Genomic DNA, 13,554 nt, shown 5'->3' with positions numbered 1-13,554 from the left:
GCACAAGGAGCCTGCATGAAGCGCAGCCTGACCCTGTTGGCCGTGGTGGTTGCCGCGGCCGCCGGCGCCGGATACTGGTACGTGCAGGGCAAGCTGCCGCAACGCGAGGGCGAGGTCGCCATCGCCGGCCTGCAGGCGCCGGTCAGCGTGCGCTACGACGCCCGTGGCGTGCCGCACCTGCAGGCGCAGAGCGAGCCGGACCTGTACCGTGCCCTCGGTTACGTGCATGCCCAGGACCGGCTGTTCCAGATGGAGATCCTGCGCCGCCTGGCCCGGGGCGAGCTGGCCGAGGTACTGGGCGACAAGCTGCTGCCCACCGACACGCTGTTCCGCAGCCTGCGCATTCGCGAACAGGCAGCACTGATGGCCAAGCGTCAGGACCGCCAGTCACCCGCCTGGCAAGCCCTGCAGGCCTACCTCGACGGGGTGAACAGCTGGCAGGCGAGCCACCCCAAGCCCATGGAATTCGACCTGCTCGGCATCACCCCGCGCCCTTTCAGCGCCGAAGACACCCTGAGCATCGCCGGCTACCTGGCCTACAGCTTTGCCGCCGCGTTCCGGACCGAGCCCGCGCTCACCTACATCCGCGACCAGCTGGGCCCTGAGTACCTGAACATCTTCGATCTCACCTGGCAGCCCGAGGGCGCCCTGGGCACACCGTTGGCCGCTGCCGACTGGCAAAGCCTGGAGGCCTTGGCCCGCCTCAGCCATGATGCACTGGGCGATGCGGGCATCCCGCAGTTCGAGGGCAGCAACGCCTGGGCCGTGGCCGGCAGCCACACCCGCAGCGGCAGGCCGCTGCTGGCCGGCGACCCGCACATCGGTTTCGCGGTGCCGGCGGTGTGGTACGAGGCGGAGCTGTCGGCGCCCGGTTTCAACCTGTATGGCTACTTCCAGGCGCTCAACCCGTTCGCCCTGCTCGGCCACAACCGCGACTTCGGCTGGAGCCTGACCATGTTCCAGAACGACGACGTCGACCTGATTGCCGAACGCACCAACCCGGCCGACGCGAACCAGGTGATGATCGATGGCAAATGGCTGGCACTGGAAAAGACCGAGCAACAGATTACCGTCAAAGGCGAAGCACCGGTCACCCTTAGCCTGCGTCGCTCGCCCCACGGCCCGATCGTCAACGATGTGCTGGGCGCCACTGCCGGGCCTACGCCCATCGCCATGTGGTGGGCGTTTCTGGAAACCGAAAACCCGATCCTCGACGGTTTCTATCAGCTCAACCGCGCCGATACCCTGGGCAAGATGCGCGAGGCCGCCGCCAAGGTGCACGCGCCAGGGCTGAACCTGGTCTGGGCCAATGCCCGTGGCGATATCGGCTGGTGGGCGGCGGCGAAATTACCGATCCGCCCCGACGGCGTCGATCCCGCGTTCATCCTCGACGGTGCCAGTGCGCAGGCCGACAAGCTCGGTTTCTATCCTTTTAGCGTCAACCCGCAACAGGAGAACCCGCCGCGTGGCTACATTGTCTCGGCCAACTACCAGCCTCCGGCGGCGGTGCCGATACCCGGTTACTACAACCTGCCGGACCGAGGCCGTCAGCTCGACCGCCACCTGGCCAACACCGATGTGAAGTGGGATACCCAGAACAGCCAGGCGCTGCAGCTGGACACTGCCAGCGACCACGGGCCGCGCACCCTTGCACCGCTGCTGGCAACACTGCGCGCAGTGGCCGAAGGTGACGAAGAGAAGGAGCTGGTCGAACAACTGGCAGCCTGGGGCGGCGATTACCCGCTCGACTCGACCAGCGCCACGCTGTTCAACCAGTTCCTCTACGAGCTGGCGTTCGCGGCTCTGCATGACGAACTGGGCGACACCTGGTTCCCGGTGCTGATCAGCACCCGCGCCATCGACGCCGCCCTGCCGCGCCTGGCGGCAAATGCCGATTCGCCGTGGTGGAATACCCGCGGTGGCAACCAGCGTACCGACCGCACGACGGTGGTACGCACGGCCTGGCAGCAAAGCCTGAAGCACCTGCGCAACACCTTGGGCAACGACCCGGCCAGCTGGCAGTGGGGCAAGGCCCATACCCTCACCCATAACCATCCGCTGGGGGTGAAGAAGCCGCTGAACCTGCTGTTCAACGTCGGGCCTTTCGCCGCACCCGGTACTCACGAAGTGCCGAACAATCTATCGGCGAAGATCGGTCCGGCGCCATGGCCAGTAACCTATGGACCGTCGACGCGGCGGCTTATCGACTTTGCCGATGCCGGGCAGACGCTGACCAGCAACCCGGTCGGGCAGAGTGGCGTGCCGTTTGACCGGCATTACTCGGACCAGGCCGAGGGGTATGTGCAGGGGTTGTACCAGAAGGCACAGATGGGCGTGATCCCGGCGCAGAGTACCTTGCGATTGGTGCCTGGCGGGTGATCGAGGGGGCTGCTTTGCAGCCCATCGCCGGCAAGCCAGCTCCCACAAAGTCTGCGCAGGTCTTGAGCACTGTGCAGTACATGTGGGAGCTGGCTTGCCGGCGATGGGCCGCAAAGCGGCCCCAATGGCAGCGTCACCCCTGCCACTTGCCCCCTTCCACAATCACGCTTTCCGGCTTGGTGTCATCGCTCAGTTCCTTGCGCACATACTGGTCATACAGCTTCAGCAAAAACTTCTCCTCCCCCAGCTTGGCCAACTCGGCGTTCACCCAGTCACGCAGCTCGGTATTGCCCTTCTTCACCGCCGGAGCAATAGGTGCCTCGTCACCCAACAGTTCAGGCAGCACGCGGTACCCGGGGTTCTGCTTGGCCCAGCTGAACAGAATCAGGTTGTCCTGCGCATAGGCATCGCCACGCCCGGTGGCCAGCGCTTGCAGCGACTCGCTGTTCTTCTCGAACTTGAGCAGTTTCCAGTCCGGGTGGTTCTTGGTCAGCCAGATATCCGCAGTGGTACCGGTGGTGACGATGATGGTCTTGTCGGCCAGGTCGTCGAGCTTCTGCACCGGGCTGCCATCTGCGACGATGGCCTGCACCGCTACGCGCAGGTTGGGGTTGGTGAAGTCCACCGCTTCCTTGCGCTCCGGGGTCACGGTCATGTTGGCGAGGATCAGGTCGACCTTGTCGCTCTGCAGGAACGGGATACGGCTGGCCGGCTCCACAGCAACGAACTCGACCTTGTTTTCATCACCCAGCAGGTCCTTGGCCAGGCGCCGGCCGATGTCGGTATCAAAGCCCACGTAGCGGCCCTTTTCATCGACGAACCCGAACGGTGGCTTGTCGGTGAACACCCCGACAATCAGCTTGTCACGGGCCTTGATGGTTTCCAGGTAACTGGTGGCCGGCGAGGCCGCCGCGGGCTTGGGGGGTTCTTCAGCCTTGTTGCAGCCGGCCAGCAAGGCCAGGCCGAACAATGGCGCCAGCAGTTTGGTGAGGTTGGCAGTTTTCAGGACAGTTCCTTGTGCAGTGTCTTCGGCAGGCTTTCTACGAAGGAGAATTTCTCCAGGAACTGCTGCGCGCGTGCGGTCCGCGGTCGTGTGAAGAAGCTCTCGGGGTCGCCCTGTTCAAGGATCCTGCCGGCCTCCATGAACACGATGCGGTCGGCCACCGCGCGAGCGAAGGCCATTTCGTGGGTAACGATGAGCAAGGTCATGCCGTCGCGGGCCAGGCCCTGGATCACCTGCAGCACCTCCTTGACCATTTCCGGGTCGAGGGCCGCGGTAACTTCATCGAACAGCATCACCTCGGGGTTCATGCACAGCGAACGCACGATGGCGATGCGCTGTTGCTGGCCCCCGGACAATTGCCGGGGAAAGGCGTCGCGCTTGTCCAGCAGGCCCACCCGCGCCAGCAGCGCCTCGGCCTGTGCCTGCGCTTCGGCGCGCTCGCGCTTTTGCACCTTGAGCGGGCCAAGCAGCAGGTTGTCGATCACGCTCATGTGACCGAACAGGTGATAGCTCTGGAACACCATGCCGACCCGCTGGCGGATTTCGCGCCAATCGGTGCGTGGGTCGAGCAGTTCCTGCCCGGCCAGGCGCAGGTGGCCGCCGTGGGCCTGCTCCAGGCCGTTGAGGCAGCGCAGCAGCGTGCTTTTGCCACAGCCGCTGGGGCCGAGAATGACCACCACCTCGCCGGCCGCCACCTGGAGGTCGACGTCCTTGAGCACCTGGTGCTCGCCAAAGAACTTGTTGAAACCCTGGAATTCGATCAATGCGCTCATGAGTGGGCCCAGCGGCGTTCCAGCACGCGTGACGCGGCGGACAGCGGATAACAGACGATGAAGAAGAACAGGAACAAGGCACCGTAGATCAGCACCGACTCGTAAGTGCGTTCGATGATCTGCTGGCCGGCCTTGATCACCTCGACCACGCCGATCAGCACCGCCAGCGAGCTGGTCTTGATGATCCGCGTGTAGATGTTGATGGTCGGCGGGGTCATGCGCTTGAGCGCCTGTGGCAACAGCACGTAGCCATACAGCTGCCAGCCAGCCAGGCCGATCGACAGCCCCGCCTCGCGCTGGCCACGCGGCAGCGAACGTAGCGCGCCTCGCACCACCTCACCCACCTCGCTGGCGCCCCACAGGCCCAGCACCAGCACCGCGCACCAGAAGCTGGGGATGCTCAGGGCAAAAAAGATCGGCAGGCCGAAGAACACCAGATACAGCCAGACGAGCACCGGGATGGCACGGAACAGCTCCAGGTACATCAGCAAGGCGATATTCAGGGCCCGGTTGCCCAAGGTTGCCAGCACACCATAAAGCACACCGCCCAGCGTCGCGAAGAGGATACCCAGCACGGAGATGGCCAAGGTCTGCGCCGCACCGCCAGCCAGCTGCGGCAACGCCTGCAACAGCAGTTCAGACGCCGAACTGGGCATGTTGCAGCCTCCTTTCGACATGGCGCAGCAGCAATGACAGCGGCAGGAACAGCAGCACGCAGAGCAGGGTCAGCACGGTGAGCATTTCATAGGTCTTGTAGTACAGCGCGATGTAGTTCTTGGTGGTGTAGAGAATTTCCGGCACGGCCACCGCCGACACCACGGTGGTCTCCTTGAGCAGGAAGATGAAGTTGGCGAACAGCGCCGGCAGGCTGAGGATGCCGGCCTGGGGCAGTACCACGTGGCGCAGCAGCTGGCCTTCGGACAAGCCGATGGAGCGCCCGGACTCCAGCTGGGCACGGGGCACGGCCTCGACGCCGGCACGCAGCACCTCGGTGAGGTAGGCACCGCCCATGAAGGTCATGGTGATGATTGCCGCGACAAAGCCGGAAATCTTCAGGCCCAGGCTGGGCAAGGCGAAGTAGACGAAAAACAGCTGGATCAGCAGCGGTGTGTTGCGGGCCAGCTCCACATAGACTTTTACCAGGCGCCAAAGGTACGGGGTGCGCAATACCAGCAGGGTGGCATTGACCAGGGCGACCAGCAGCGAGGTGACGATGGCGATCAGGCCGACCTGCAGAGTCACGCCTACGGCCTTGAGGAAGGCGGGCAGCGTGGTGAGGATGAATGCGGTATCGAGGGTCATGGGTAACGCAGGTCTGCAGGGTGCGCGGCGGCACGACTCATATACTTTAAGGATCTAAAGGATTTTTAATAAATACCATTGTGGAATATACATATCACCGAGACGTCACGCAGAGCCCTTGTGGGAGCGGGCGCGCCCGCGAAGCAGGCGACGCGGTGGACGGCACCGGCTACGCCGGTGTTCGCGGGCGCGCCCGCTCCCACAAGGTCCTGCGCCCGGAAACGAAAACGCCGACACATGGGTGTCGGCGTTGAGTCATGCCAGGTAATGCAAGCGCATCAGAACGCCGGCAGCACCGCACCTTGGTACTTCTTGGCGATAAATTCTTTCACCTCCGGGCTGGTCAGGGCCTTGGCCAGTTTCTGGATGGCTTCGCTGTCCTTGTTGTCCGGGCGGGCAACCAGGAAGTTCACGTACGGCGAGTCGCTGCCTTCGATCACCAGCGCGTCCTTGGCCGGGTTCAGGCCGGCTTCCAGGGCGTAGTTGGTGTTGATCATGTCCAGGTCGACCTGATCCAGCACGCGCGGCAGCATGGCCGACTCAAGCTCGCGGAACTTCAGCTTCTTCGGGTTCTCGGCGATGTCCTTGGGGGTGGCCAGGGCGTTCTTCGGATCCTTCAGGGTGATCAGGCCAGCCTTCTGCAACAGCAGCAGGGCGCGGCCGCTGTTGCTGCCCTCGTTAGGGATGGCAACGGTGGCGCCTTCTTTCAGCTCGCTCAGGCTCTTGACCTTCTTCGAGTAACCACCGAAGGGTTCGACGTGCACGCCAATTACGGTGTCCAGGTGGGTGCCCTTGCCTTCGTTGAAGTTCTGCAGGTACGGCAGGGTCTGGAAGTAGTTGGCATCCAGACGCTTCTGGTCAACCTGCACGTTCGGCTGCACGTAGTCTGTGAAGACCTTGATCTGCAGGTCCACGCCTTCCTTGGCCAGGGTCGGCTTGATCAGTTCGAGGATTTCGGCGTGCGGTACCGGGGTGGCGGCAACCACCAGTTTTTCGGCGGCGGTAGCCAGGCCGGCGAACGACAGGGCAGCGGCCAGGGCAGTGGTCAGCAGGGTCTTCTTCATGGTGGTCCTTGTTCTGGTTCTGGGCCATCGACGATGGCGAATCGGGTGCCCAACCGGTTCACCAGCGGGCGTGAGGCGGACAATACCGAGATTTTTTATTCCGTAAAAATATCTTTTATTTAGCTGCTTATTCCAAAAACAAACTGCCATCAGCCACTTTGCTTATGAGCGGTGTCTAGCGCGCGGGGTTGGACAGATCCAGGTCTTCAGCCAGGATCTCTTCGCCGTCATTCACCAGCAAGGCGAAGTGGATGACATTCTCCAGTTCACGCGTGTTGCCAGGCCAGGAATGCGCCTCCAGCACCTGCTGTGCCGCCTCGCTCACCAGCGGCACAGGCCGCTGCAGGCGCACGCTATAGATACCCACGAAGTACTCGGCCAACGGCAGGATATCGCCGGGCCGCTCGCGCAGCGGCGGCAGCTCCAGCGCCCCCTCGCGCAGGTACTGGTAAAGGCGCTCGTTGAAGCGCCCCGCACGCACCACCCGCGCCAGGTCGATACTGGTGGCGGCCACCAGACGCACATCCACCGGTTGCGGCTGCTGCGCGCCCACCCGGGTTACCTCTCGGTTTTCCAGAGCGGCCAGCAACTTGCCCTGAATGGCCAGTGGCAAGTCGGCGATCTCGTCCAGGTACAACGTGCCGCCGTTGGCCGAACCGAACCAGCCGGCCCGGCTGCTGGCTGTACCACCCTGGCTGCCGGCGCTGTAGCCGAACAGCTCGGCATCGGCGTAGGTTGGGCTGATGCCCGCGCAGTTGACCGACACGAATAGCCCGCTGCGGTCGCTGGCGCGGTGGATCTGCCGGGCCAGCAGCTCCTTGCCGGTGCCGGTTTCGCCACGGATCAGCACCGGCACGGGTTGCGGCGCCAGGTGCTCCAGCTCTGCGCGCAACTGCTGCGAGCGCGGGTCGATGAACACCAGCGCCTTGGCGCGGATGCTCAGCGGGCTCTTGTCCAGCTCGGGGAAGGTCAGCAACGGCTGGCCAAAGGGGTTTTGAAAAGTCATGACGAACTCCCGCCCCAGGCCTGCAGTGGCCGGGCGTCAGGCAAACGGTAAACAGTAAGGGCGATCAAGCGCGGCGCAGCGCGCGCTGCTCGACCCGGCTTTGCAAGCGATACAGGTAGGCGAAGCCTTGCTCCCAGCGCTCATGGCCGGACTTGACGTTGATGTGCCCGGCGTTGGTCAGCAGCCCTGCTTCGGCATCCCAGGCCTGGGCCAGGTACAGCGCCCTCGGCACGCTTACGGCCGGGTCGTTGTCCGAGCTGACCACCTGGCTGGGGAACGGCAGTACTGCGGTCGGGATCGGCGCGAAGTTGCGCAGCGCCGGCGCGCAGGTCGACCGCTCCACGTCAGCGGGTGCAACCAGCAGCGCGCCACGTACTCGCCGCAGCAGGGCCGGGCTGGCTTGCGCGGCCCAATGCGCGACGGTTATGCAGCCCAGGCTATGGGCAATCAGAATCACCGGCGAGCGCTCGGCGGCAATCGCCTGCTCCAGTGCCTGCACCCAGTCCCGGCGTTGCGGGGTCAGCCAGTCGTGCTGCTCGACCCGGGCACTGTTGGGCAGGGTGCGCTGCCAGTGACTTTGCCAATGATTGTCTGGCGATCCTTGCCAGCCCGGCACAATCAGGTAACGGATCGACTCGTTGCGCATGGGGACGCCTCCAGTGAGTTTGCGTGCTTGGAGACAAGTATAGGGAGAGAGTTATATCAGTAAAGGAATAAGAAGCTATTTATTAATAACCGAAATGATGACCCCTGTGGGAGCGGGCAAGCCCGCGAATCAGGCGCCGCGGTGGATGGCACGGGCTTCGCCCGTGTTCGCGGGCACGCCCGCTCCCACAGGGATCTGAGGGCAAAAAAAAGGGCCATCCCCTGCCAAGAGATATGGCCCCTAAGCACTTGCCTGAAGAAAGTTGACGAGATCAGCGCGCGGTGATCACCGCCAGCTTGCTGATCCCCGCACGTTCGATAGCCGCCATGGCCCGCGCCACTTCGCCGTAGTTCACGCCGTCATCGGCCTGCAGCTGTACACGCACGTCCACATCTTTGTCCTTGGCAGCCTTGAGGCTGGTTTCCAGCAGGTCGGGCTGGATCTCGTCCTTATTGATGAACAACTTGCCATCACCATCGATGCTGACCACCAGCGGGTCTTTCTGCTCCACCGGGGCCACGGCCTCTGTCTTGGGCAGGTTGATGGGGATGGCATTGGTCAGCAGCGGTGCGGTGACGATGAACACCACCAGCAGCACCAGCATGACGTCCACCAACGGCGTGACGTTGATTTCACTGAGGACTTCGTCGCTGTCCTGGGTCGAAAAGGCCATGTCAGGACGCCTCCTTCACCGGCTGGGTGAAACCGGCCTGGGGCCTGTGCACGGCCGGGTGCACCAGCACGCGGAAGGCACTCTTCTGCGCCAGGCTGTAAAAGTCGTGGGCGAAGTCATCGAGGTCGGCGGCCGTCAGCTTGAGGCGGCGCAGGAAGTAGTTGTAGACCAGCACCGCCGGCACCGCGACGGCGATACCCACGCCGGTGGCCACCAGTGCCGAGCCAATCGGCCCGGCCACGGTTTCCAGGCTTGCGGAGCCGGCCGCACTGATGCCCTTGAGCGCTTCCATGATGCCCCAGACGGTGCCGAACAGGCCGATGAAGGGCGAGGTACTGCCGATACTGGCGACCACTGCCAAACCGGTTTCCAGCGAGCGGCGTTCGCGCACGATCTGCTGGCGCAGGGCGCGTTCCAGGCGGTCCTGGTGATTGATGGCGTGGCTCAGGTCATTGGCCTGGCCATCACCTACGGCGATGGCGGCATACCCGGCCTGGGCAACACGGGCGGCCGGGCCAGGCAGTTCGTGGCTGGGCTCGGCAGCCGAGTCCAGGCTCGAAGCGGCCCAGAATTGCTGGTGGAAACGCTTGTCCTGGTGCTTCAGCCGCACGAACTGCACGACCTTGACCAGGGCCAGGCCCCAAGTGACGACAGAAAAACCGACCAGCAGCCAGATGACTGCGCTTTCAACGGATTCGAGAGGGGATGCCAGCAGGCTCATGATGATGTCTTCCTGTGTTCTGCGAAAAAGTTAGCGAAGCTTGAAATCGATCGGCACGCTGACCCAGCCGGCCTGGGCCACGTCGCCCTGCTTGGCGGGCACGAAGCTCCAGCGCTTGACTGCGGCCAGTGCGGCGGCGTCGAGGGCATCGCGGCCGCTGCTCTTCTGGATCTGGATCTGCCCGGGCTTACCGCTGGGCAGCACCTCGACGCGCAGCAGCACGGTGCCTTCCCAACCGCGGCGCTGGGCCATCTGTGGATACTCCGGCGCCGGGTTCTTCAGGTACGCCGCGTTGGCCGATGGCGGGGTGACCGGGGCCGGCGCGGGCGGTGCTGGCGGAGCCGGGGCGGCCACCGGGGCTGGCGGCGGCGCCTCGACCGGCTTGGGCTGGGGTTTGGGCTGTTGCTTGACCACCGGCTTGGGCACGGGTTTGGGCTTGGGTTTGGGCTTGGCAGCCAGTTCGTCGACCACGGGCGGTGGTGGTGGCTGAACCACCGGCGGTGCCGGGGCTGGAGGCGGTGGCTCGACCACAGGCGGTGCCGGCGCGGCGAATTCGATGGTCATCGGCGGTACTTGCGGTGGCACCACCGGCAGCTCGGGCGTTGGCGCCTGGCTGACCCAGTACGCTGCAGCGCCATGCAGGGCCAGCACCAGCAGGCCCAACACCAGCTTGTCGCGGCCCTTGAGCCCGCTGACGGGCGTGCGTTGCAGGCGCAGCTGGCCAAGCGGGAGGCGAAGCGTGCGTCCAAGGTCGACCAGGTCGCCCGGGGCCGGGCGCCATGGCTGGTCGTAGGCCCTGACGGCCGACTGGACATTACCCATTGATCAAACTCCTGGGGTTCCGATTCAGGTGTGTGGCTGAATCATCGGTGCCAGAGGCTTATCCCATAAAGTAATGTTTAAAATTATGGTTAGAACTTAAATGAATATGCTTTAGGTGGGATTGTGGCAAAGCCGCGGAATTCGCGGGCTGCCGAAAGACCAGTTCAAGGCGATGCATTGCGGGCATGCAAAATATTCGCTTACGGCATGAAATTGCCGCGAGGGCTGCGCCCTCGATTCGCAGCACAAGGCTGCTCCTACAGGGACCGCGCTAGTTCAGGCAATGCGCGGTTCTTGTAGGAGCGGCCTTGTGTCGCGATGGGCTGCAAAGCAGCCCCGATAATCTCCCAGGCATAAAAAAGCCCGGGACCAACCCCGGGCTCTTTCATCATCAAAGGCGACTCAGATATCCGCCACCCTCTGCCAAACCTTCGGCCGGAAGAACAACGTCTCCCCCCGCGCCAACCCGGTCAGGCTGTCATGGTCCTTGACCACCTCGGCCTCGATCAGCTCGCTCTGCCCTTCCACCTTCAAGGTCACCCGCGTGGTCGCGCCCAACGGCCGGATGTCCCGCACCTCGGCCGCATGGTGCCCTTCGGTCTCATGCCGCGACAGCGACACTTCGTGCGGGCGGAACAGCACATGATGCCCTTCGCTCAGGGCCAGGCGGTTGGAGTCACCGAGGAAGTGGTAGACGAAATCGTTGGCAGGGTGCTCGTATACCTCACCAGGCGAGCCGATCTGCTCGATCACGCCCTTGTTCATCACCACGATGCGGTCAGCCACCTCCATGGCCTCTTCCTGGTCGTGTGTGACGAACACCGACGTCAGGTTGATGTCCTCGTGCAGGCGCGCCAGCCAGCGGCGCAGCTCCTTGCGCACCTTGGCATCCAGCGCACCGAACGGCTCGTCCAGCAGCAGCACCTTGGGCTCTACCGCCAGGGCGCGGGCCAGGGCGATACGCTGGCGCTGGCCGCCGGACAACTGCTCGGGGTAGCGGTCGGACAGCCAGTCCAGCTGCACCATGTTCAGCAGCTCATGCACCTTCTCGGCAATCTTGCTCTCGCTCGGCCGCTCGCCCTTGGGCTTCATGCGCAGGCCGAAGGCAACGTTGTCGAACACACTCATGTGGCGGAACAAGGCGTAGTGCTGGAACACGAAACCGACGTTGCGGTCGCGCACGTCATGGCCCGACACGTCCTCGCCATGGAACACGATATTGCCCTGGTCCGGGGTTTCCAGGCCGGCGATGATGCGCAGCAGGGTGGTCTTGCCGCAGCCGGACGGGCCGAGCAGGGCCACCAGCTCGCCGCTGTTGATGTCCAGGTTGATGTTGTCCAGGGCCTGGAAGCTGTTGAAGCGCTTGCTGACGTTACGAACTTCGATCGACATGAATCATTCCTCCGCGGCGCTGTGGCGCAGGCGGTTAATACGGTTCTCGCTCCACTGCTTGAGCAGCAGGATGAAGAGCGCCAGGATCAGCAGCAGGCTGGCCACGCTGAAGGCCGCGACGTGGTTGTACTCGTTGTAGAGGATCTCCACGTGCAGCGGCAAGGTGTTGGTCACGCCGCGAATGTGGCCCGACACCACCGACACCGCGCCAAACTCACCCATGGCCCGCGCGGTGCACAGCACCACGCCGTAGATCAGGCCCCATTTGATGTTCGGCAGGGTCACGTGCCAGAACATCTGCCAGCCATTGGCGCCGAGCAGGCGCGCGGCCTCCTCTTCCTGTGTGCCCTGCTCCTGCATCAGCGGGATCAGCTCACGGGCCACGAACGGCACGGTGACGAAGATGGTGGCCAGGACGATGCCCGGCAGGGCGAACACGATCTGGATATCGTGGTCCTGCAGCCACGGCCCGAACAGGCCTTGCGCGCCGAACATCAGCACGTAGACCAGGCCTGCGATCACCGGTGAGACCGAGAACGGCAAGTCGATCAGGGTGACCAGGATGCTCTTGCCACGGAAGGTGTACTTGCTCACGCACCAGGCAGCGCTGACGCCGAACACCAGGTTCAGCGGCACCGAGATGACCACGGCGAGCAGGGTCAGCTTCAGGGCCGACAACGCGTCAGGCTCGAAGATCGCCTCGAAGAAGGTGCCAAAGCCGTTCTTCAGCGCCTGCGACACCACGATTACCAGCGGCAGCAGCAGGAACAGCGCGAACACCAGCCAGCCAAGGCCGATCAGGATGCGCCGCGAAGTCGCGCTGCCACGGCGGGCGGCGTTGGCGGCGGCACTTGCACTCAGGGATGAACTGGACATGCCGGCCTCCTTCAAGGGGTTTCGATACGACGCTGCAGCAGGTTGATCAGCAGCAGCAGGATGAAGGAAACCACCAGCATCAATACGCCGATGGTGGTCGCGCCGGTGTAATCGTACTGGTCGAGCTTGACCATGATAAGCAGTGGCAGGATCTCGGTCTTCATCGGCATGTTGCCGGCTATGAATATCACCGAACCATACTCGCCCACGCCGCGGGCGAAGGCCAGGGCAAAGCCTGTCAGCCAGGCCGGCAGCAGCGCTGGCGCCAGCACGTGGCGGAACACCTGCAGCGGCTTGGCGCCCAGGCAGGCGGCGGCCTCCTCCACTTCACGCGGAATGTCGGCCAGTACCGGCTGCACCGTACGCACCACGAACGGCAGGGTGACGAAGGTCAACGCCAAGGTGATGCCCAGCGGGGTGTAGGCGATCTTGAAGCCCAGGTCGGTGGCGAACTGGCCAACCCAGCCCGAAGGCGCATACAGGGCGGTGAGGGCGATACCGGCCACGGCCGTGGGCAGGGCGAACGGCAAGTCGATCATCGCATCGATGATTTTGCGCCCCGGGAAGGTGTAGCGCACCAGCACCCAGGCCAGCAGGGTGCCGATCACACCGTTGATGATGGCGGCGAACAGGGCAGTGCCGAAACTCAGCTTGAGCGCGGCGATCACCCGCGGCGCACTGATGACGTTCCAGATCTGCTCCCAGGTAAGCTGCGCGGCATGCACGAACATGGCGGCCAGCGGTATCAGCACGATCAGGCTGAGGTACACCAAGGTGTAGCCCAGCGTCAGCCCGAAGCCGGGTATGACGGGGGAAATGCGGCGTGACATAAATATCCCTGGTTGAACGCACTTGGCCCGGGGACGATCCCGGGCCGGTGCTAGCTTCTGAATCCTG

The 13,554-nt window shown here is 64.0% G+C and carries 14 protein-coding genes; 1 reads left to right on the top strand and 13 read right to left on the bottom strand.

The window, feature by feature from the left end:
- The first annotated feature begins 15 nt into the window (after positions 1 to 15).
- Positions 16 to 2,379 carry a penicillin acylase family protein gene (locus tag CAF70_RS01680; protein WP_085621619.1) on the top strand — a complete coding sequence of 788 codons (2,364 nt, stop codon included), beginning with the start codon at positions 16 to 18 and terminating at the stop codon, positions 2,377 to 2,379.
- 133 nt (positions 2,380 to 2,512) lie between these two features.
- Here the strand turns inward: CAF70_RS01680 and CAF70_RS01675 are convergent, their stop codons facing one another.
- The 13 genes from CAF70_RS01675 to cysT form a co-directional block, all read right to left on the bottom strand.
- Positions 2,513 to 3,385 carry a transporter substrate-binding domain-containing protein gene (locus CAF70_RS01675; protein ID WP_085621618.1) on the bottom strand — a complete coding sequence of 291 codons (873 nt, stop codon included), beginning with the start codon at positions 3,383 to 3,385 and terminating at the stop codon, positions 2,513 to 2,515.
- Positions 3,382 to 4,155: an amino acid ABC transporter ATP-binding protein gene (locus CAF70_RS01670; RefSeq protein WP_085621617.1), complete on the bottom strand. Its 774-nt coding sequence runs from the start codon at positions 4,153 to 4,155 to the stop codon at positions 3,382 to 3,384. The genes CAF70_RS01675 and CAF70_RS01670 overlap by 4 nt, the downstream gene beginning before the upstream one ends.
- Positions 4,152 to 4,811 (bottom strand): amino acid ABC transporter permease, encoded by a 660-nt coding sequence (locus tag CAF70_RS01665; RefSeq protein ID WP_085621616.1) that lies wholly within the window; start codon positions 4,809 to 4,811, stop codon positions 4,152 to 4,154. The genes CAF70_RS01670 and CAF70_RS01665 overlap by 4 nt, the downstream gene beginning before the upstream one ends.
- On the bottom strand, positions 4,792 to 5,457 hold the full coding sequence (locus CAF70_RS01660) for an amino acid ABC transporter permease (RefSeq protein ID WP_085621615.1): 666 nt from the start codon (positions 5,455 to 5,457) through the stop codon (positions 4,792 to 4,794). Before CAF70_RS01660 ends, CAF70_RS01665 begins: the two co-directional genes overlap by 20 nt.
- A gap of 278 nt (positions 5,458 to 5,735) precedes the next feature.
- Positions 5,736 to 6,521: a MetQ/NlpA family ABC transporter substrate-binding protein gene (locus CAF70_RS01655; protein ID WP_085621614.1), complete on the bottom strand. Its 786-nt coding sequence runs from the start codon at positions 6,519 to 6,521 to the stop codon at positions 5,736 to 5,738.
- A gap of 175 nt (positions 6,522 to 6,696) precedes the next feature.
- Complete coding sequence (locus tag CAF70_RS01650) at positions 6,697 to 7,527, bottom strand: sigma 54-interacting transcriptional regulator (RefSeq protein ID WP_085621613.1); 831 nt, start codon at positions 7,525 to 7,527, stop codon at positions 6,697 to 6,699.
- 64 nt (positions 7,528 to 7,591) lie between these two features.
- On the bottom strand, positions 7,592 to 8,173 hold the full coding sequence (locus tag CAF70_RS01645) for an alpha/beta hydrolase (RefSeq protein ID WP_085621612.1): 582 nt from the start codon (positions 8,171 to 8,173) through the stop codon (positions 7,592 to 7,594).
- Between the two features lie 271 nt (positions 8,174 to 8,444).
- A complete protein-coding gene (locus CAF70_RS01640) occupies positions 8,445 to 8,846 on the bottom strand; it encodes a biopolymer transporter ExbD (RefSeq protein WP_025341024.1) in 402 nt (133 codons plus the stop codon).
- Position 8,847: 1 nt separating this feature from the next.
- Positions 8,848 to 9,567: a MotA/TolQ/ExbB proton channel family protein gene (locus CAF70_RS01635; RefSeq protein WP_085621611.1), complete on the bottom strand. Its 720-nt coding sequence runs from the start codon at positions 9,565 to 9,567 to the stop codon at positions 8,848 to 8,850.
- 30 nt (positions 9,568 to 9,597) lie between these two features.
- Complete coding sequence (locus CAF70_RS01630) at positions 9,598 to 10,389, bottom strand: energy transducer TonB (protein ID WP_085621610.1); 792 nt, start codon at positions 10,387 to 10,389, stop codon at positions 9,598 to 9,600.
- A gap of 402 nt (positions 10,390 to 10,791) precedes the next feature.
- On the bottom strand, positions 10,792 to 11,781 hold the full coding sequence (locus CAF70_RS01625; protein WP_085621609.1) for a sulfate/molybdate ABC transporter ATP-binding protein: 990 nt from the start codon (positions 11,779 to 11,781) through the stop codon (positions 10,792 to 10,794).
- A gap of 3 nt (positions 11,782 to 11,784) precedes the next feature.
- Positions 11,785 to 12,657, bottom strand: coding sequence for a sulfate ABC transporter permease subunit CysW (gene cysW / locus CAF70_RS01620; protein ID WP_004575843.1), 873 nt, complete (start codon positions 12,655 to 12,657; stop codon positions 11,785 to 11,787).
- 11 nt (positions 12,658 to 12,668) lie between these two features.
- Positions 12,669 to 13,487 (bottom strand): sulfate ABC transporter permease subunit CysT, encoded by an 819-nt coding sequence (cysT, locus tag CAF70_RS01615; protein ID WP_085621608.1) that lies wholly within the window; start codon positions 13,485 to 13,487, stop codon positions 12,669 to 12,671.
- Between the last annotated feature and the right edge of the window lie 67 nt (positions 13,488 to 13,554).

The organism is Pseudomonas sp. B19(2017) (assembly GCF_002113165.1).
GTDB lineage: Bacteria > Pseudomonadota > Gammaproteobacteria > Pseudomonadales > Pseudomonadaceae > Aquipseudomonas.
The sequence above is the reverse complement of the archived record's forward strand: the minus strand, read 5'-3'. Positions and strand labels throughout refer to the sequence as shown.